A 19,080-nucleotide genomic window follows, 5' to 3' on the forward strand; every position below is an offset into this window, starting at 1 on the left:
CCTTTCCCGCACTTCGCGACGTGCCCCGCACGCCCCAACCGCGCCGACACCATGCCGACCTCCGCCCTGATCGAGTCCGACCGCAAATATCTGATCCACCCGGTAGCGAGCCTGCGCGCGCACGAAGCGCGCGGCGTCACGATCCTCGAATCGGGGCGCGGGGCGTGGCTCACCGATATCGACGGCCACGAACTGCTCGACGCGTTCTCCGGCCTCTGGTGCGTGAACACCGGCTACGGTCACGAGAGCATCGTGCGCGTGGCCACCGAGCAGATGCGCCGGCTGCCGTACGCGACCGGCTACTTCCACTTCGGCAGCGAGCCCGCGATCAAGCTCGCGGAGCAAGTGATCGACAAGGCGCCCAAGTCGCTGCGCCACATTTACTTCACGCTCGGCGGTTCGGACGCGGTCGATGCGGCCGTGCGCTACATCACGAACTACTACAACGCGACGGGCCGCCCGCAGAAGAAGCAGTTCATCGCGCTCGAGCGCGGCTATCACGGGTCGTCGTCGGTCGGGGCGGGGCTCACCGCGCTTCCCGTGTTTCATCACAACTTCGACTTGCCGCTGCCGCATCAGCATCACATTCCGTCGCCGTACGCGTATCGCAGCGAGGTCGGCGACGATCCACGGGCGCTCATCGCGCAGTCGGTCGCCGCGCTGCGCGAGAAAGTCGCCGCGCTCGGGCCCGAGCGCGTGGCCGCGTTCTTCTGCGAGCCGATTCAGGGCTCGGGCGGCGTGATCGTGCCGCCGCAAGGCTGGCTGAAGGCGATGCGCGAGACGTGCCGCGAACTCGGCATCCTCTTCGTCGCCGATGAAGTCATCACCGGTTTCGGCCGCACCGGCCCGCTCTTCGCGTGCGAAGGCGAAGGCGTCGAGCCGGACCTGATGACGGTCGCCAAGGGCCTCACCGCCGGCTATGCGCCGATGGGCGCGGTGCTGATGTCCGACGAGGTCTACGCGGGCATCGCCGACGGCGCGGGCACAAGCTCGGCGGTCGGCCACGGCCAGACCTATTCGGCGCACCCGGTGAGCGCCGCGATCGGACTCGAAGTGATGCGGCTCTATCACGAAGGCGGGCTGCTCGCGAACGGCGCGGCGCAAGCGCCGCGCTTCGAAGCCGGCTTGCGCGACCTGCTCGCGCATCCGCTCGTCGGCGATGCGCGCAGCCGCGGCCTGCTCGGCGCGCTCGAGCTGGTCGCCGACAAAGCCACGAAGCGCCGCTTCGATCCGGCGCTCAACCTGAACGAACGGATCGCCTCGACCGCCTATCGCAACGGCCTGATCTTCCGCGCGTTCAACGACAACATCCTCGGCTTCGCGCCCGCGCTCTGCTACACGAGCGAAGAGTTCGACGTGCTGTTCGAGCGCTTGAAGAAGACGCTCGATACGGTGCTCGACGCGCCCGACGTGCGCGCAGCGCTGGCCTGAGGCGCCTTGGGACGGCCGCAGCGGCAACGTCTGGCACGCCGCCGTCCCACGTCCTCAGAGGCTTGCCGCACAACGGTTTGCCGAGGAATAATTTTGGGACGACGCGTGCTACGATAGTTCGATCATCACGCTCCATAGGTCAATACCCCGCCGTGTCGACGAACGCAAACGGATCGATGAAGTTGGACCGGATCGACCTTCGCATCCTGTCCCAGTTGCAACGGAAGGGCCGCATTACGAATGTCGAGCTCGCGGATGCGGTCGGCCTGTCGCCGAGCCCTTGCCTGATTCGCGTGAAGCGGCTCGAGAAAGCCGGTTATATCGCGGGCTACGGCGCGCATCTGGAGCTCAGCAAGCTCGGCGACATCCAGCTCGTGTTCACCGAGATCACGCTGCAAGACCATCGCCGCGAAGACTTCGTGAAGTTCGAGGCCGCGATTCGCAACGTCGACGAAATCGCCGAATGCCATCTCGTGAGCGGGGGCTACGACTACCTGCTCAAGTTCGTCACGCGCAGCGTCGTGCACTACCAGACCGTGATGGAGGGGCTGCTCGAACGCAACATCGGCATCGAGAAGTATTTCAGTTACGTCGTCATCAAGACGCCGTTCGTGAAGAACCATTTCCCGATCGAGAAGCTGTTTCCGTTGAGCGAATGAGCGCCTGAGCGTGGGTTCGATACCTTCGATACCCACCGGCACGGCAGGCGCGCGGCGGATCGATCGATAACGATAGTCGTGCTTTGCCGCTCTTTCCCGCGGCATCGCCGATCATTACATTTCGTCATCCTTAATCTTTCAGAATCGTTCACCGCCATGCCTCTCACGCTCACCCGCCCCGAACTCTCGCGCTCGCAGAACTTCATCGCAGGAAAATGGCAAGACGCCGCCTCGGGCGCGCGCCATCCCGTCAGCGATCCCGCCACCGGCATCGAATTCACGAGCGTCCCCGACAGCGGCGCCGCCGACGCCCAAGCCGCCACCGACGCCGCGCACGCCGCCTTCGACACCTGGCGCGACCGCACCGCCCGCGAGCGCGCGCAGTTCTTGAAGCGCTGGCACGCGGCCATCGTCGCCAACGGCGAGGACCTCGCGCGCATCATCTCGCGCGAGCAAGGCAAGCCGCTGGCCGAAGCGCGCGGCGAAGTCGCGTACGGCGCGTCGTACGTCGAGTGGTTCGCCGAGGAAGCCGTGCGCGCTTACGGCGACATGATTCCCGCGCTGATGCCCGGCAAGCGGATGATGGCGGTGAAGGAACCGGTGGGCGTCGTCGCGGCCGTGACGCCGTGGAATTTCCCGCTCGCGATGATCGCGCGCAAGATCGCGCCCGCGCTCGCGGCGGGCTGCACGGTCGTCGCGAAGCCGGCGGAGGATACGCCGCTCACCGCGCTTGCACTGGTGCGGCTCGCCGAGGAAGCCGGATTGCCGGCGGGCGTGCTCAACATCGTGACCGCCTCGCGCGACCATACGCCCGCCACGGTCGCGAACTGGCTCGCCGATTCGCGCGTGCGCAAGATCACGTTCACGGGCTCGACGCCGGTCGGCAAGTATCTCGCGCGCGAATCGGCCGAGACGTTGAAGAAACTCTCGCTGGAGCTGGGCGGCAACGCGCCGTTCATCGTCTTCGACGATGCGGACCTCGACGCGGCCGTCACCGGCTTGATGGCCGCGAAGTTCCGCAACGGCGGGCAGACCTGCGTGTGCCCGAACCGCGTCTATGTGCAAAGCGGCGTGTATGACGCGTTCGCGCGCAAGCTCGTCGAGCGCGTGGCGGCGTTGCGTGTCGGCCCGGCCACGCGCGACGATTCGCAGATCGGCCCGATGATCAACGCGCGCGCCGTCCACAAGATCGAACGCCACGTCGAGGATGCGCTCGCGCACGGCGCAACCGTGCTGACGGGCGGGCGGCGTCTTTCGGGCGACGGCCTCGAAGGCGCGAACTACTATGCGCCGACCGTCCTCGGCAATGCGAACCGCGACATGGCGTTGTTCCGCGAAGAAACGTTCGGACCCGTCGCGCCGCTGTTCCGTTTCGACGACGACGCCGACGTGGTCCGCGAAGCCAACGACACCCCGTTCGGCCTCGCCGCTTATTTCTATTCGACTGACGTGCGCCGCATCTGGCGCGTGGCGTCGCGCTTGGAGAGCGGCGTGATCGGCATCAACGAAGGCGCGGTCGCAAGCGAGGCAGCGCCGTTCGGCGGGATGAAGGAATCGGGCTACGGCCGCGAAGGGTCGCGCTACGGGCTCGACGACTACATGCACGTCAAATATCTTTGCCAGGGCGGATTGGCTTGAAGCCGCTTTGTCTTCGTTGAAAGGACCCGCACATGACAACCGAATCCGCGCCGCGCGATCACGCCGACGCCTATCCCGTCGATCTCGAGTTTCCTGTTTTGGATGCGTACGCGGCGGGCAACGCCGGCGTGCCGTATGTCTACACGTATGACAGCGGCGCGCCGGGGCCGCACGTGATGATCAACGCGCTCACGCACGGCAACGAGGTGTGCGGCGCGATCACGGTGAAGGCGCTGCTCGATCTCGGCGTGCGTCCGCGGCGCGGCAAGCTCACGCTGTCGTTCGCCAACATCGACGCTTACCGCACGTTCGATCGCCGCAGGCCCGATGCGTCGCGCTATGTCGATCAGGATTTCAATCGTGTCTGGACCGCGGAAAAGCTTGACGATAAGACCGCCATTTCCGTCGAGCTGCGTCGTGCGCGGGCGTTGCGTCCCATTGTCGATACGGTCGATGCGCTGCTCGATTTGCATTCGATGCATGAGAAGAGCGCGCCGTTGATCGTTTCCGGGCCGCTCGAGAAAGGCATCGCGCTTGCACGCGCGCTCGGCGCGCCCGCGACTGTCATCAGCGACGAAGGCCATCCCGAAGGACGGCGCATGCGTGACTACGCGGACTTCGGCGATCCGCTCAGCACGCGCAATGCGCTGCTGGTCGAGTGCGGGCAGCATTGGGAGCCGTCGGCGGTGACGGTGGCGAAGGATTGCACAGCGCGGTTTCTGGTGTTGTCGGGTGTGGTCGATGAGGCCGACTTGCCGGCGGATTGGTTTGCGCCGAAGCCCGACACGATGCGCGTGATTCGCGTGACGGAACCGGTTGTGGCGAAGAGTATGGATTTTCGCTTTGCGGCGGCTTATACCGGACTCGAGACGTTCGAGAAGGCCGGAACGGTGATTGGGTGGAATGGCGGTGAGCCAGTGGTCACGCCTTACGACAACTGCGTGCTTGTGATGCCGTCGCTTCGGCAGTTAAGGCCCGGGGTGACGGTGGTAAGGTTGGGGCAGTTGATCGAGTGATAGTGACGGGGATGCGCATTTGAAGCTTTTGAAAATCGTCGCGGGCTTGTTCTTGCTTGTGTGCGCGGGACTGACTGCCGCCGGCCTGCTGACGCACCCGCGGCCCGCCGACGTCGCCATCGTGCTGGGCAACACGGTGTATCACGACGGGACGCCCTCACCAAGGCTGGCCGCGCGCTTGGGCGAAGCGCTGCAATGCTACGAGAGACGGCAATGCAGGATCGTCTTCGTGAGCGGCGGCATCGAAGCCTCCGGCACGAACGAAGCTGCGGCGATGCGCGCGTGGCTGGTCCGTAGAGGCGTTCCGGACGGAAGCATCGTGGAGGACGAGGCGGGAAATGACACCTGGGCGACCGCGCTTCATGCCAGCGAGTTCATGCGCAAACGTGGGCTTTCGAGCGCGGTGGTCGTGACGCAGTATTTCCATCTGCCGAGGACTATGCTCGCGCTCAAGCGGTTCGGGGTGGCCGAGGTCAGCGGGGTGTACCCGTGGTTCTGGGAAACGCGCGACGTGTATTCGATCGTGCGGGAGGGGCCGGCGTTTGTTTGGTACGCGGTGAGGCCGGTTTGAACGGAGTTGTCGGCGGGTAAAGCTACACATCGGCAAGCCCTGCCCAATCGAGCGCCAGGACCATATGCTGCGCGGCTGTCCCCAAGAACATTCCCCTTAATCCTCAATATCCGAATCGATCAAGCGCTTTACGAATAGAATCAGCATTTTTATAGGGAAAATGAACTGGCTTCCCATCCAGAGTTCCTTCCAACCCTTCACCAAATCTCTTCATTATGTCTTCATTGCGAGAAAACGGTTTGACAGGATTTTTTTTCATGTAACGATATGCGTACACCCTGTAATAGTCACCTTGAGTATCCGCGACCCGAGAGTTCGAACTCCATTTTACCAAGACGATTATGTCGCGCGCCTTTCTGTAGAGAACCGTCACAACGTCTGGGCTACCCCCCTCTATTTCATATCTGTCAATGATCCGGACTGGCTGTTCATCACACGACCATCTTAAATCTAAAGAATAGTCGGGTCGCCCAATTGCCGGCTTTTCACCCTCAATAGCGTACAAATTCAATCCACACCCTTTTTCAATTTGATCGGCTGATAATTGCTGCACCACAAGCTCATCGCATCGACTAAAAATAGGGAATGCAATAGCAGCAAGTAGAATCAGAAGGCGAAAAATTTTTGATTTTCCTATCATCCCTGCTCTCCGTTTAATGTTGAATCCCATTTCAACTTGCATGGTGAACATCCTTGATTGACTATGGTAAAAGCGCGTTTCGCTGCATCTCCTCTGCGATTAAGCTCCTTTAGGGCAGGGTTGATTTTTCGTGTAACCCCTTTTACATCATTGACGTCAGCGGACTGACTAATGAAATGAGTGCTCCAGTACCAAACTGAGGACTCGGTTGCAATGTGCCTGTCATTCTCGACCTTTAGGGGATCGGAGACAACATCGATACCACTCGAAATTTTGTACCGCTCATAATTCTCATGCCATGTTAGATGTAGCAATCCTCTCCCTCGATAGTCGACGGACGGGTTTGATGCATCGCCAAACAACACAATCCCGAGTTCCGAATCGTTTTTTATTAAATTTGATTTAGCATATTGTTCGATCTGCAACTGCGACCACGTCGGATACAAACGTCTCAATCCAGCCGTAAGAGCACTTCTATAGGTATTCCACAAGCGGTTACCGTCTGTGTATCGCAGATTTTCGTGGAACCTTGTGAATCCAGTACATTCAACCTCACACTGACCAAAGAAATGAGCAACCCTGTGGCAAGTATTAATATCGTATTTTTCAAAAGCCGAATTTAATTCCGGAGCGAATCCATCTGCGTCATCGTCCGTAATTCCGGAAAAGATGCTCTTAAGAATTTTCGACGTAACAGTCAGAGTAACTCCGCAATGTATGCAGGAGAGTTGAGATCGGACCTCAAAATTGGCTACTAGGCTGACGGGATGAATATGAAAAACCTCCGCCCCCGGGAAACCAGGAACACCAGCCTTCACCTCATCCCACCACGCCAGCTTTTCGATCCGCTTCTGCTCTTCCTCGTGCTGCGGTTTCGGCCCCGTCTGCTTTTCCAGCTCGCTCGCCAACTGCTTCCACTTGGACGGATTCGCCCATTCGCTCTCATGCTTCACGATCAGGCGCGATGCCGCCTGCATCAGCCACGGATAGCCGCCTCGTTCGGTCCTCGACAGCGTGCAAAGCTCATCTGCCGCCTGTCTGCCGTCACCCTTCGTGAACAGCGCGTCGTACACGCTCAGCATCAACGGGCTCAGCTTAGAACGCGACGCTGCGGCGGCGACTTCGGCATGGCTCGCGTAGTCGATCCAATCCCGGGTGGTCGCGAAGATCGTATGCGCCGGGTCGCAAGCGCCTTCGATGCACTTGAAGTCAATCCACTTCTGCGCAAATTCGCATGTGACTCGTCCGCCATCATGATTGAACTCACGCACCCAGCCTTCGATCGGATTGCCGAGTACGCCCGCACTGTCGACTCGCCACCAATTCGCTTTTCGCTTGAAAAGCCGGTCTGGCTCCTTCTCCGTGAATGGCTGGTCTTTGCCGCGCCCTAACTCCGCGAGCGCGTAGACCTGAACGACGTCCGTCTTTCTCGACTGCGGGTCCGCGCCTTTGACGAACGTGTCGCCATTGCGCTGGAACAGCGTCGTGTTCGGCCCAATCCGCAGGATGGTCGGATCGGCAGGCAATCCCAGCTCGTCCCAATCTTCCTTGTGCGGACTATGCTGCAAGACCCAGCCGCGCCCTTGTTCGATGAACGATTTGATGCTGTCGTCGCAGAACACTTCGAGGTGCACCATCCGGGTCCCGCTCGTGCATTGGTTCAGCGAATCGTAACGACCGAGGTGACCGATCAACTCGCCGGCCTTGATCGGAATGCCGGCCCCTTCCGTATCGTCAGGCCGGCAAACCGCCGATGCCGTGACAATCACCCGGTCGAACGCCGAATCCTCCGGCGTGATCTCATTGACGAGCGGCCCACCGTTTTCCTGGCCCAAATAAATCCATCCGCCGATCGCATCCAACGGCGAAACAAAGCTCCCCGTAACAGGCACGGACAGCTCCGCTCCGTGCACGTCTTTGACTTGTCCCCAACCTTTTTCCAGCTTCCCGGTACTGACGGTTGCTCCCTGCGGGAGGATGCCGATCGCGTTGCCTTTCGACGACGGCCCGCTACGCACCCGCAGCCCTTGCTGCCCCTTGCCTGCGGCCTGTCCCTGCTTGCCGGTCAAAGGCTTGTCCTGAGCAAATTCCGTCACCCGCCACTGCTTTGGCCAATACGCCGGCTTCTCGCGCTTCGGCAAATTCGCGTAGTCCTCGTAGGACATGAGATGCATGTACAGGCTGTAGAACGTCAGCGTCGTGCCCTTCGGAAACTCCATCGTGTGGCGCACCAGCGTAAAGCCCGTGCTGTACGGCGCCGGAACGAGTGCCTGGTTGCCAGTGGCGGAAATCTCGCTCACCGGATAGGCACGATCGATCCGGTATGCGATGACGTGTCCATCGGCAATGCAGCGCACGCCTGCGTCGAGATCGAGCGATTGGCCTGCGCCGGCCTCGGTGATATGTATCCCGCCGTGCCACATTCCCGTGCGGCTCACCAGATACGAGCCAGTTGGTTCACGCTCGGCCAGCAGCCGATAGATGTCGTGCTCGTCGGTGAATCGGGCGGACGTCTCCGATTTTCCTTGCTTGCTTTGCCCTTTGCGCAGGAAGGGAAAGGCGAACGGCAACAGCTTCAATTTGAGGGTTTGTTGTGCTTTCTTCGGTGCAGGTTGGGTCGTCATGATCCGTTTACTTGTCCCTTATTCGGCAATCCCGCTCATGAACGGCTACTAGAACTAGCGGGAAAACGGTAGGTCGGCCACGGTAACTATTGCGAACACCTTGGCTATCCATAGAAAAAGGACGAATTTGACAGAACAAACCCACAATCCGACATCGGAATAATCCGAAAAGCACCCTCAGCATTTCTAAGCAAAGTGGGTGAACGTAGACGTTTATCTCCACTGCTTCCCCAAAACACCGAGGGCCGCATTCGCGGCCCTCGTTTCCCAAGCTCTGCAAGAGACGTTCACACGTTCTGCACAAACATATACTGCTTCGTCACCTTCTCGCTCACTTCGAACACCCCCCGAAACCCCTGCGGCACGAACACCGCATCGCCAGGCCCGAACGGCTTGCGCATCCCTTCATCGGACACGATCGCCCCCGTGCCTGATATCACGTGAAAGAACTCATACTGCCCCGCCGGGAATTCGACCCGCCAAGCCCCTTCAGTACCGCTCCAAATACCGCTCGACACCTTCCCATCCGCGCTTTCGAAATGCGGCCAGTCGCGCCGATCAGGGTCGCCGCGCAGCAGGCGTCCAGGCGCGAGCGTCAACTGCACGCCGTCGCCTTCGGGCAGGTTGAAGCAATGACTTTCGATCGGACTGTTCGTCAGGGTCAAAGACATCGGTCAGCTCTCTTTCTCTTGATGGTTTCAAAAACGTTCAACTCGACTTCGCCTGCCGAAGCTCGGGCCACGACGCGCATAACTCCGCGAAAATCTCATCGATCGCTGCCGCGCCGTCGTTGATCGCAACACGCGCATCGAGCGCATCGAAGATCCGATGCTTGATGAAGTACCGCCACTGCACCGGCACGCCAGCCAAAATACGCGTGAGCGCGGCATACCGCTCGCGCGTCCATTTCGCTTCGAACGCACTGCGGTAAGGTCCGAAGTCGAACGCCGGCATCTCGCCATCACGCGCCGCGACCTGCGCCCGCTCGCGCAACACCGCCGTCTCTGCGGCGTCGATTTCACCGTCGGCCAGCGCCACCGCATACACCTCGCGCGCCTCCCGTTCGGTGACATATCCACGCAGCACGTCATCGCGCACACGCTCGGCATCGCGTTCGATCGGCAATCCATAGCCGCCCGCCCCCGCGCCCTCCAGACGAATCACATCGCCCGGATTGCAGATCACGAGATCGGTGTTGCCGAGCGGCTCCTCATTCGGCGCGCCCGGATTCTTCGTAAAGCGCGCGTTCGCACCCGCATGGCCGCCGCGCACGCCCCACGACGCGAAGTGCGTGCGGTCGCGATTGCGCGCGGTGACGAGCGTGTTCGGCGAGAACACCTGGAACTCCATCACGAGCCCCTGTCCCCCGCGGAATTTGCCTGCGCCGCCCGAGCCGGGCGAGACGCCGTAGCGCGTGATGCGGATCGGCACCTCGGCCTCGTTGATTTCGACCGGCGTATTGCGCAGGAACGCATTGTTCGCACCCGAGCCGTCTTCGCCGTCGTCGAACGGCATGCCGCCCGCGCCACCGCCGATCGGCCCGATCGACGCCATCACCGTGCCGCCCTCTTTGTTCATCGTCTTCACACTGAGGATCGACAGGCCGCCGGCCGGGCACGCCGCAAGCCGTTCGGGAATCGCCTGCGAAAACGCGCCGAACGTCAGCAGATGCAGCAGCTTGCACGTGAGGCTGCGCATGCCCACGGCCGCCGGACGCTGCGCATTGACGACGCTGCCTTCGGGCAGCACGCAGCGCGCGGCGCGCAGCAGGCCGCTGTTGAGCAGGATCTCCGGATTCAGCGTGTACAGCACATAGACGAAGCCGACGAGCGCCAGCGCGTGCCGCTCGCGTCCGCCGGTCGGAATGTTCAGCGACGACTGCAGTTGCGGATCGCTGCCCGTGTAATCGAACTCGACGCTGCCGTCGCGAATACGCAGCGTGAGCGCGACACGCATCGGCTTGCCGCGCACCGAGTCTTCGTCGGCGTACTCGGCGAAGCAGTACTCGCCGTCGGGAATGCCGCGCAAGATCGTGTGCGCCTGCTCCTCCGAATAGTCGAGCAGCGCACGCATGCCGGCCTTGAAGCCGTCGATGCCGAAGCGCTCGATGATCTCGAGCACGCGCCGCTCGCCCGTATGCAGCGACGCGAACTGCGCATGCAAATCGCCGACGTTCTGCGCGGGCACGCGCACGTTCGCCGCCATCACGCGCAGCAGCGCTTCGTCGAGCACGCCTTGGCGCACGATCTTGGTCGGCGGAAAGCGGATGCCCTCCTGCTCGATTTCGGTCAGCGTGCGCGAGAGCGACGCGGGCACGGCGCCGCCCATGTCGGTGTTATGGATGTGGCCGCCGACAAAGCAGACGATCTCACCTTCGTAGAACACCGGCTTCCACAGCACGATGTCGGGCGTGTGCGTCGCGACGAAACCGCTGTAAGCGTCGTTCGTCATGCCGATGTCGCCCGGCTCGTAGTGGTCGATCATGCCGATCACGGGGCCATAGTCGAGGCCGACGTACCACGTCGCGCCGAGCGTCTTCGGCGACGCGAACGTGTGGCCCTCCGGCGTCATGATTGCGCACGAGAAGTCTTCGGTCTCTTTGACGAACGTCGAGTGCGCGGTGCGCACGAGCGTGTAGGCCATGCTTTCCGCGGCGGCCACGCAGTAGTTCGCGAAGATCTGCAGCACGGACTTGTCGAAAGGCATTCGCGGCTCCGGGTTAGTTCGTGCGGACTTGGGTGAGGATCAGATTGCCGTACGGGTCGACCTGGCCCGAGAAGCCTGGCAGTACGCAGGTCGTGCAGTCGTCCTGCGCGATCACGGCGGGGCCTTCGAGGCGCTGTCCGGCGAGCAGCTTCGAGCGATGGAATAGCGCGGCATCGTGGAACGCGCCGTCCATCCAGACTTTCACGCGTGCATCGGGGACGGCGGGTTCGTCGCTGGCCGCGATCGGGCGCAGCGCAGGCTTCGGCGTTTGCGAGGCGATCACCAAGCGCAGTGCGACGACCTGGATCTTTGCGTGCGCGTCGCTGTGGCCGTAAAGGCGCGCATGCTCGCGATGGAACGCGTCGCTCAAGGCGCCGAGGTCCTGGGTTTCGAGCCACGCCATGTCGAGCATCGTGTCGATTTCGAACGATTGGCCCTTGTAGCGCATGTCGGCGGAAACGGAGACGGTCACGCGGGCCTCGCTGAATGCATCGGCGCCGCCGGCTTCACCGGCCAACCACGCCCGCGCCGCCGCATCGAGCGTGCGCGCATCGTCGCGCAATTGCTTAAGAGACGCCGCATCGAGGTCGTAGTACGTCGTCTTCACGAAGTCGTTCTTCGTATCGGCGATCAAGCCGCCGAGCGCGCTCAGCACGCCGGGCGTCACCGGCACGACGATCTGCTCCATGCCGAGCGCCCGCGCGAAGTAGCACGCGAGCATCGGACCCGCGCCGCCGAACGGCAGCAGCGAGAACATGCGCGGATCGATGCCGAAGCGCGACACGATCCGGCTCACGCCCGCGTACATCCCCGACACGGAGACATCGACGATCGCCTCCGCCGTCTTGTAGGGATCGGCGCCGAGGCGCTGCGCCAAGGCATCGATCGCGCGGCACGCGGCGTCGTGATCGACCTTCACCGAGTTGTAGCCGAGGCTCGCGTTGCCGATCACGCCCATCACCGCGAACGCATCGGTGATCGTCGCACGCGTGCCGCCGCGTCCGTAGCAGACGGGCCCCGGGTTGGAGCCCGCGCTTTCGGGGCCGACCTTGAGCACGCCGAAGTCGTCGACCCAGGCGATCGAGCCGCCGCCGTCGCCGATCGACGACACGGACACCGACGGAATGTGAATCTGAAAATCGCCGATATATTCGCCGGTCGCGTACTGCGGCTCGCCGTCGACGATCAGCGCGACGTCGGCCGTGGTGCCGCCGATGTCGAGGCTCATGCAGTGCTTCAAGCCGCACAGCTGCGCGACGTAAGCCGCGCCGATCACACCCGACGCGGTCCCCGAAAGAATCATCTGCACGCAGTTGGTCTTGCCGGCCTCGGCGCTCATCACGCCGCCGTTCGACTTCGTGACCTTCATGTCGGCGGCGATGCCGGTCTCGCGCAACGCGCGCTGCAGCGACGACAGGTAGTGCGCGACCTTGGGCTGCACATAGCCGCCGATGACAGCCGTCGACGTGCGCTCGTATTCTCGGATGATCGGCCACACATCGCTCGAGCACGACACGAACAGCCCCGGCATTTCGCGCTCGAGAATCGCCTTCACTTCATGCTCGTGCGACGGGTTGCGATACGCATGCAGCAGCGCAACGACCACGCCTTCGCATCCGGCGCGGCGCAATCCGGCGAGTGCTTCGAGCACGCTCGCTTCGTCGACCGCTGTCTCTTCGGTACCGTCCGCCGCGAGCCGCTCGACGACGCCGAACACGCGCTCGCGCGGCACCAGCGGCGCGGGGCGCTTCGAAAACAGGTTGTACATATCCGGCCCCTTGAGGCGCGCGATGTCGAGCACGTCCTCGAAGTGGCGCGTCGTGATGAGGCCAAGGCGCAAGCCCTTGCGCTGCACGACCGCGTTCACGCCGACCGTCGTGCCGTGCGTGAAATAGGCGACGTCATGAGGATCGATTCCGTAGCGCTCGGCCAAGCCCTCCATGCCGCGCAGCACTTCGGCGCCGGGGCTGTCGGGCCGCGAGAACACTTTGAGCGTTTGCAGCTCGCCTGTCTGGTCGTTTAGCACTGCGAAATCGGCGAACGACCCGCCGATGTCCACGCCGATTCTCATGCCCATGCAGGTTCCTTGTTCCCGGCTTGTTGATGAGGCGGTGCGTCGACGCGCTATCGAGCAGCAAGCGTCAACGCACCGCTCGACACGTCACGCCACCGTTCGCTCGCGCGCCACCGACACCTGTTGCAGCGTCACGAGATCGGCCTCCGAGCGATGGCACAGCACCTCGGCGCCATTCGACAGCTGCCGCTTGGCGGGCGCCGTCGTGTTGCACAGGCCGTCGATCCGCAGCGGACAGCGGCCGAGGAACGTGCACAGCTCGCTGTGATCGGCCTTGCTGCCGATCGGCGGCAACTCGCCATGGCAGCGCTCGCTGGCCTCGTCGAGCCAGCCGGTGCGCAGTTCCGGTGCCGACGAGATCAGCAGATCTGCGTACGGATGGAACGGCGGCGCACACAGCGCCGTGCGGTCGCCCGCCTCGACGCGATGGCCCGCGTACAGCACGACGATGTCGTCGCTGATCGCCCGCATCTTGCCGATGTCGTGAGTAATGAAGAGGTACGACACGCCAAGCTTCTTCTGCAGATCGGCGAGCAGATCGAGAATCGCCGCGCCGACCACCGTGTCGAGCGCCGAAGTCACCTCGTCGCAGAGAATCAGATCGGGCTCGGCGGCGAGCGCACGCGCGAGGTTGATGCGCTGCTTCTGGCCACCCGACAACTCACCCGACTTGCGCGCCGCCAGCGCCGCCGGCAGCCGCACAAGATCGAGCAGCTCGGCCACGCGGCGCCGCGCCTTCTCGCCCTTCATGCCGTGATAGAACGCGAGCGGCCGCGACAGGATCTGCTCGACCGTATGCACCGGGTTCAGCGCGGTGTCGGCGTTCTGGAACACGATCTGGATGCGGCGGAACTGCTCCTTCGTGCGCTGTTCGAGCCGCGCGGGCATCGGTTCGCCGTCGAGCAGCAATTGGCCGCCCGCGACCGGCACGAGCCCCGCGATCACCTTCGCGAGCGTCGTCTTGCCGGAGCCCGATTCGCCGATCACGCCGACCGTCTTGCCGCGCTCGATCACGAGATCGACGTCGTCGAGAATGCGCGCGGCGGGCAGCCCTTTCGCGTCGATCTTGCCGTAGCCCGCGACGAGGCGCTTCACTTCGAGCAGCGGCTTCGGCTTCGCGGGAGCAACAGCAGCAGCCACCTCCGCCTGCTCCCCCGCCCCGCTCCCGCCGCGCCGCTTCGGCGTGACCGCGGCAATCAGGCTTTGCGTGTACGGATGCGCGGGCGCATTGAGAATCTGCCCCGTGCTGCCGACTTCGCGAATCTGGCCGTCGCTCAAGACGACGATGCGGTCGGCCATTTGCGCGACCACGGCCAGATCGTGCGACACGTAGACCGCCGTCGTGCCCAGCTCCTTCACGACGCGCTTGAACGCCTGCAGCACGTCGATCTGCGTGGTGACGTCGAGCGCGGTGGTCGGCTCGTCGAGAATCACGAGTTCCGGATCGGTGATCAGCGCCATCGCGGCGAGCAACCGCTGCAACTGACCACCCGACACCTGGTGCGGATAGCGCTTGCCGATCTTCTCGGGCTCCGGCAGCGCGAGTGCGCGGAACAGCTCGACGGCCTTCGCCTGCGCGGCGGCCTTCGTCATCGTGCCGTGAATCAGCGCGCTTTCGATCACCTGATCCATGATCGAGCGCGCCGGGTTGAACGCCGCCGCCGCGCTCTGCGCAATGTAAGCGACCTTGCGGCCGCGCAGCGAAGCGAGCTGCGCAGGCGAAAGCGAACGCACGTCGCAATCGCCGACGCGAATCGTTCCGCCCGCGATGCGGCAGCCGCGCCGCGCATGCCCCATCAGCGAGAGCGCGATCGTCGTCTTGCCCGAGCCCGATTCGCCGATCAGCGCGAGCACTTCGCCGCGCGCGACGGTGAAATCGATGTCGTGGACGATCGTCGTTTCGGGGCGGCCTTCACTGCTGCCGACCACGCGCAAGCCGCGCACTTCGACGAGGTTGCCGGAGAGGCTGCTCAAATTCATAGCGAGGTTCGCGGCCATCTCAAGCCTCCGCCGCGCGACGCACGCGCAGACGCTTGCCGCCGCGCAGCCCGTCGATCAACAGATTCACGCCGACCGTCAAAATCGCGATCGCGATGGCCGGCATCAGCACGACGGGCGCGCCATCGCCGAGACCGGCGATGTTCTCGCGCACGAGCGAGCCGAGGTCCGCATACGGCGGCTGCACGCCGAGGCCGAGGAAGCTCAGGCTGGAAAGCAGCAGCACGACGAACACGAAGCGCAGGCCGAGATCGGCGAGCATCGGATGCAGCATGTTCGGCAGGATCTCGACGCAGCAGATATAGATCGCGTTTTCGCCGCGCACTTTCGCGACCTGCACGTATTCGAGCTGGCTGATGTTCACGGCAAGCGAGCGCGCGATGCGATACGCGCCGGGCGTGTAGCTGATGCCGGCGGTCAGCACCAGCAGCATCAGCGACGAGCCGAACGCGGCCACGATCATCAGCGCGAACATCTTGGTCGGAATCGAGCTGACGGCGTCGAGCACACGGCTCATCGTTTCGTCGACGGCTTTGCCGGCCACGGCGGCCAGCAAGCCGAGGCCCGTGCCGACCGTCGCGGCGAACAGCGCCGCCGCGAGCGCGAGCAGCACCGTCAGGCGCGTGCCGTACATGATGCGGCTCAGCATGTCGCGCCCCAGATAGTCGGAGCCGAGCGGCAGCTTCGCGGAGAACGGCGCGAACACGTCGGCCGTGACGATCTCGCCGACCGCATGCGGCGCGAGCCAAGGTCCGAACACCGCGACGAACAACGCGGCGAAGACCATCGCAAAACCGATCCAGCCGCTCACCGACAGCGACGGCGCGCGGCGGCGCGCGCGCTTCGCAAGCGGCGCCGGTTCGCTGCCGCCGCCGGCGGGCGACGGAGACGAGGGCATCGGCGAATCAGGGTATGGCATGGCAGAACTCCTTCGCAATGCCGCATCGGGGCGAACCAACGCAGTCGGGTCGACTGAGGATGAACGGTCGTATTTCATGTCCGCAGCCTCGGGTTGGAGAGGATCGCGCACAGGTCGGCGAGCAGCACGAGGGTCAGATAGCCGAGGCAGAACAGCAGCGTGCACGCCTGCACGAGCGGCAGATCCCGGTTGCTGACCGCGTCGACCATGAGCCGCGCGAGCCCCGGATAGTTGTAGATCGTCTCGACGATGATCACGCCGCCGAGCAGATACGACAGGGAGAGCGCCACGGCATTCGCGATCGGGCCGATCGCGTTCGGCAGCGCATGCAGCAGCACGACACGCGCGGGGCTCGCGCCCTTCAGCACCGCCATCTCCACATACGACGAGCCGAGCTGCTCGATCACGGCCGCACGCGTCATGCGCGCCATCTGCGCGATGATCACGCAGCACAGCGTGATCACCGGCATCGCATAGGCGCGCATGAAGTGATCGAAACTGTCGATCTCGCCGCCGTACGACAGCGCCGAGAGCCAGTGCAGCTTCACCGCGAAAATGAGCACCGCGAAGGTGGCGATCAGAAACTCGGGCGTCGCCACCAGCGACAACGTCCCCAGGCTCACGATCCGATCGAGCACCGACCCGCGCTTGACCGCCGCAAGAATGCCGAGCGAGATCGCGATCGGCACCGACACGAGCGTCGTGATCGCCGCGAGCGACAGCGACTTCGGCAAGCGCCCGGCGATCAAGTCGCTCACCGGCATGTCGTTCGACAGCGACTGCCCGAAGTTGCCGTGCGCGAGGCCGATGAGCCAGTGCACGTAGCGCAGATACGCGGGCTGATCGAGGCCGAACTGCAGGCGCAACGCGGCGAGCGTTTCCGGCGTCGCAGCCTGGCCGAGCGCCTGCTGCGCGGCGTCGCCCGGCAGCAGGTTGGTGATCGTGAAGATGATCATCGACACGATCAGCAAGGTCAGCAGCGTGAGCAAGAAACGCCGCGCGATCAGCGCGACTATCGTCTGGTTCATGATGCCTCCCGTCCCCCAAGGGGACTTCCTTCGGGCGCCGGTTCCGCCCCAAGGGAGGCATCCGCCCCCTCGGGGGGCAGCGAACGATAGTGAGCGTGGGGGTAGTTCATCCCTCGGGTCCCCTGTTCTAAGAGCTAAAAATCACGCTTCCCACCAAACATGCTCGGCAAACGAGAAGCCCATCATGCCGCCGGTCGGAATCGAACCGAGGCCCTTCAGATGCTTGTCGTAGCCGTCGAGCAGGCTGATGAACGCCGGAATGCCGATGCCGCCTTCGTTGTTGACGAGCACCTGCATGTCCGCGTACATCTGCTTGCGCTTGGCGTCGTCGGTTTCGGCGCGCGCGGCGACGAGCAGCTGATCGAACTGCGGGTTCTTCCAGCCCGACTCGTTCCACGGTGCGTCGGATTTGAAGAACTGCGTGAACAGCACGTCGGCGCTCGGACGCGGGTTGATGCTGCCGAAGCCGAGCGGATGCTTCATCCAGTGGTTCGACCAGTAGCCGTCGGGCGGCACGCGGTTGACCTGGATGTTCGCGCCGATCTTCTGGCCCGAGAGCTGCAGCATCTCCGCCATTTCGATCGAGCCGTTGGCGTCCGACGTCGCGAAGATCGGCGGCAGCGCGGTGCCGAGCGCGCCCGCCTTGTTCAACAGGAACTTGGCCTTGTCCGGATCGTACGGCCGCTGCGGCAAGCCCGCGAAGTAGTAACGGTGTCCCGGGGGAATCGGCTGGTCGTTGCCGATCGCCGCGAAACCGCGGAACACGGCCGAGCGGATCTGCTCGCGATCGAACAGGTACTTCATGCCCATCACGAAGTCCGGGTTGCCGGTGAGCGAGTTGTCGCGGCGCATGATGAGGTCGGTGTAGAGGCCCGACTTCGTTTCCTGGACCGCGTAGCCCGGCGTCGAGTTCACGCGCTGCGTCGCGCGCGGATCGACCGCGCTGATCAGATGCACGTCGCCCGAGAGCAGCGCGTTCACACGCGCCGCGTCGTCGCCGATGCCGATCAGCTCGATCTGGTCGAGATACGGCTTGCCGGGACGCCAGTAGCTGTCGTTGCGCACGCCGATCGTCGACACGCCCGGCTTGAACGTCTTGAGCTTGTACGGGCCGGTGCCGACCGCCGTCGTGAAATCGGTCGTGCCGTCCTTGATGATCACGAGCTGCGGCGTCGCGAGAATCGCGGGCAGATCGGCGTTCGGCGCGGTGAGCGTGATCGTCACTTCGTCCGGGCCGGTCGGCTTGATGTCGGCGAACTGGTCGGCCACCGACTTCAGCTTCGACGCGGTCGCCGGATTCTTGTGACGCATCAGCGAGTAGGCGACGTCGGCCGGCGTCAGCGACTTGCCGTCATGGAACGTGACGCCCTTCTTGAGCTTGATGACCCACGTCTTCGCATCCGTCGACGTGAACGAGTCCGCGAGCGCGGGCTGTGGCGTGAGGCTGCCGTCGAACTGCGTGAGGCCGCTGTAGAACATGAAGAAGCGGATGTAGTCGGCGCCGGTCGAGCCCTTGGCGGGATCGAGCGTATCGGCAGTCGAGCTCGACTCGTAGGCGACGCGGATCTTGCCGCCCTTCTTCGGCGTGTCGGCGAGCGCGCGCTGCGCCACGCTCATGAGACCGCCGCCCGTGGCCAGCATGCCTCCTGCCGCCAGTACACGCATCATGTCGCGGCGGCTGAAACCACCTTGTTTGATTTCGTCGTCGTTCATGGAACTGCTCCTTGTACCAGGGGAAGGGTGAATACAGATTGTTTTGAGCGTCCTTTGTGCACT

Annotated in this window: 14 protein-coding genes; 5 read left to right on the forward strand and 9 right to left on the reverse strand. The window is 63.6% G+C overall.

Features of this window, described 5'->3' with window-relative positions; genetic code table 11:
- The first annotated feature begins 51 nt into the window (after positions 1-51).
- From FAZ95_RS20620 to FAZ95_RS20640, 5 genes are all read left to right on the forward strand, one after another.
- Positions 52-1,431, forward strand: coding sequence for an aspartate aminotransferase family protein (locus FAZ95_RS20620; protein WP_137334127.1), 1,380 nt, complete (start codon positions 52-54; stop codon positions 1,429-1,431).
- Between the two features lie 176 nt (positions 1,432-1,607).
- Entirely contained in the window at positions 1,608-2,090 is a 483-nt protein-coding gene (locus FAZ95_RS20625) for an Lrp/AsnC family transcriptional regulator (RefSeq protein ID WP_137334128.1), read from the forward strand.
- Between the two features lie 156 nt (positions 2,091-2,246).
- Positions 2,247-3,728 (forward strand): NAD-dependent succinate-semialdehyde dehydrogenase, encoded by a 1,482-nt coding sequence (locus tag FAZ95_RS20630; RefSeq protein ID WP_137334129.1) that lies wholly within the window; start codon positions 2,247-2,249, stop codon positions 3,726-3,728.
- A gap of 32 nt (positions 3,729-3,760) precedes the next feature.
- Complete coding sequence (locus tag FAZ95_RS20635; RefSeq protein WP_137334130.1) at positions 3,761-4,744, forward strand: M14 family metallopeptidase; 984 nt, start codon at positions 3,761-3,763, stop codon at positions 4,742-4,744.
- 19 nt (positions 4,745-4,763) lie between these two features.
- Positions 4,764-5,315 (forward strand): SanA/YdcF family protein, encoded by a 552-nt coding sequence (locus FAZ95_RS20640; protein ID WP_137334131.1) that lies wholly within the window; start codon positions 4,764-4,766, stop codon positions 5,313-5,315.
- A gap of 103 nt (positions 5,316-5,418) precedes the next feature.
- Here the strand turns inward: FAZ95_RS20640 and FAZ95_RS20645 are convergent, their stop codons facing one another.
- From FAZ95_RS20645 to FAZ95_RS20685, 9 genes are all read right to left on the reverse strand, one after another.
- Positions 5,419-5,997: a hypothetical protein gene (locus FAZ95_RS20645; RefSeq protein WP_137334132.1), complete on the reverse strand. Its 579-nt coding sequence runs from the start codon at positions 5,995-5,997 to the stop codon at positions 5,419-5,421.
- Positions 5,952-8,579, reverse strand: coding sequence for a glycoside hydrolase family 19 protein (locus FAZ95_RS20650; protein WP_137334133.1), 2,628 nt, complete (start codon positions 8,577-8,579; stop codon positions 5,952-5,954). Before FAZ95_RS20650 ends, FAZ95_RS20645 begins: the two co-directional genes overlap by 46 nt.
- Before the next feature lie 287 nt (positions 8,580-8,866).
- A complete protein-coding gene (locus FAZ95_RS20655; RefSeq protein ID WP_137334134.1) occupies positions 8,867-9,250 on the reverse strand; it encodes a cupin domain-containing protein in 384 nt (127 codons plus the stop codon).
- Positions 9,251-9,287: 37 nt separating this feature from the next.
- A complete protein-coding gene (locus FAZ95_RS20660) occupies positions 9,288-11,285 on the reverse strand; it encodes a hydantoinase B/oxoprolinase family protein (RefSeq protein WP_137334135.1) in 1,998 nt (665 codons plus the stop codon).
- Positions 11,286-11,298: 13 nt separating this feature from the next.
- Entirely contained in the window at positions 11,299-13,362 is a 2,064-nt protein-coding gene (locus FAZ95_RS20665; protein ID WP_137334136.1) for a hydantoinase/oxoprolinase family protein, read from the reverse strand.
- Positions 13,363-13,446: 84 nt separating this feature from the next.
- Entirely contained in the window at positions 13,447-15,357 is a 1,911-nt protein-coding gene (locus tag FAZ95_RS20670; protein WP_137334137.1) for an ABC transporter ATP-binding protein, read from the reverse strand.
- Position 15,358: 1 nt separating this feature from the next.
- A complete protein-coding gene (locus FAZ95_RS20675) occupies positions 15,359-16,276 on the reverse strand; it encodes an ABC transporter permease (protein WP_137334138.1) in 918 nt (305 codons plus the stop codon).
- 74 nt (positions 16,277-16,350) lie between these two features.
- Complete coding sequence (locus FAZ95_RS20680) at positions 16,351-17,304, reverse strand: ABC transporter permease (protein ID WP_137334139.1); 954 nt, start codon at positions 17,302-17,304, stop codon at positions 16,351-16,353.
- A gap of 141 nt (positions 17,305-17,445) precedes the next feature.
- Positions 17,446-19,017, reverse strand: coding sequence for an ABC transporter substrate-binding protein (locus FAZ95_RS20685; protein WP_137334140.1), 1,572 nt, complete (start codon positions 19,015-19,017; stop codon positions 17,446-17,448).
- Positions 19,018-19,080: the final 63 nt, after the last annotated feature.

The organism is Trinickia violacea (assembly GCF_005280735.1).
In the GTDB taxonomy this organism is placed as follows: Bacteria; Pseudomonadota; Gammaproteobacteria; order Burkholderiales; family Burkholderiaceae; genus Trinickia_A; species Trinickia_A violacea.

Coding starts and splice junctions, on each gene's coding strand:
- FAZ95_RS20620 (WP_137334127.1), top strand. CDS start 52: ATGCCGACCTCCGCCCTGATCGAGTCCGACCGCAAATATCTGATCCAC.
- FAZ95_RS20625 (WP_137334128.1), top strand. CDS start 1,608: ATGAAGTTGGACCGGATCGACCTTCGCATCCTGTCCCAGTTGCAACGG.
- FAZ95_RS20630 (WP_137334129.1), top strand. CDS start 2,247: ATGCCTCTCACGCTCACCCGCCCCGAACTCTCGCGCTCGCAGAACTTC.
- FAZ95_RS20635 (WP_137334130.1), top strand. CDS start 3,761: ATGACAACCGAATCCGCGCCGCGCGATCACGCCGACGCCTATCCCGTC.
- FAZ95_RS20645 (WP_137334132.1), bottom strand. CDS start 5,997: ATGCAAGTTGAAATGGGATTCAACATTAAACGGAGAGCAGGGATGATA.
- FAZ95_RS20650 (WP_137334133.1), bottom strand. CDS start 8,579: ATGACGACCCAACCTGCACCGAAGAAAGCACAACAAACCCTCAAATTG.
- FAZ95_RS20655 (WP_137334134.1), bottom strand. CDS start 9,250: ATGTCTTTGACCCTGACGAACAGTCCGATCGAAAGTCATTGCTTCAAC.
- FAZ95_RS20660 (WP_137334135.1), bottom strand. CDS start 11,285: ATGCCTTTCGACAAGTCCGTGCTGCAGATCTTCGCGAACTACTGCGTG.
- FAZ95_RS20665 (WP_137334136.1), bottom strand. CDS start 13,362: ATGGGCATGAGAATCGGCGTGGACATCGGCGGGTCGTTCGCCGATTTC.
- FAZ95_RS20670 (WP_137334137.1), bottom strand. CDS start 15,357: ATGGCCGCGAACCTCGCTATGAATTTGAGCAGCCTCTCCGGCAACCTC.
- FAZ95_RS20675 (WP_137334138.1), bottom strand. CDS start 16,276: ATGCCATACCCTGATTCGCCGATGCCCTCGTCTCCGTCGCCCGCCGGC.
- FAZ95_RS20680 (WP_137334139.1), bottom strand. CDS start 17,304: ATGAACCAGACGATAGTCGCGCTGATCGCGCGGCGTTTCTTGCTCACG.
- FAZ95_RS20685 (WP_137334140.1), bottom strand. CDS start 19,017: ATGAACGACGACGAAATCAAACAAGGTGGTTTCAGCCGCCGCGACATG.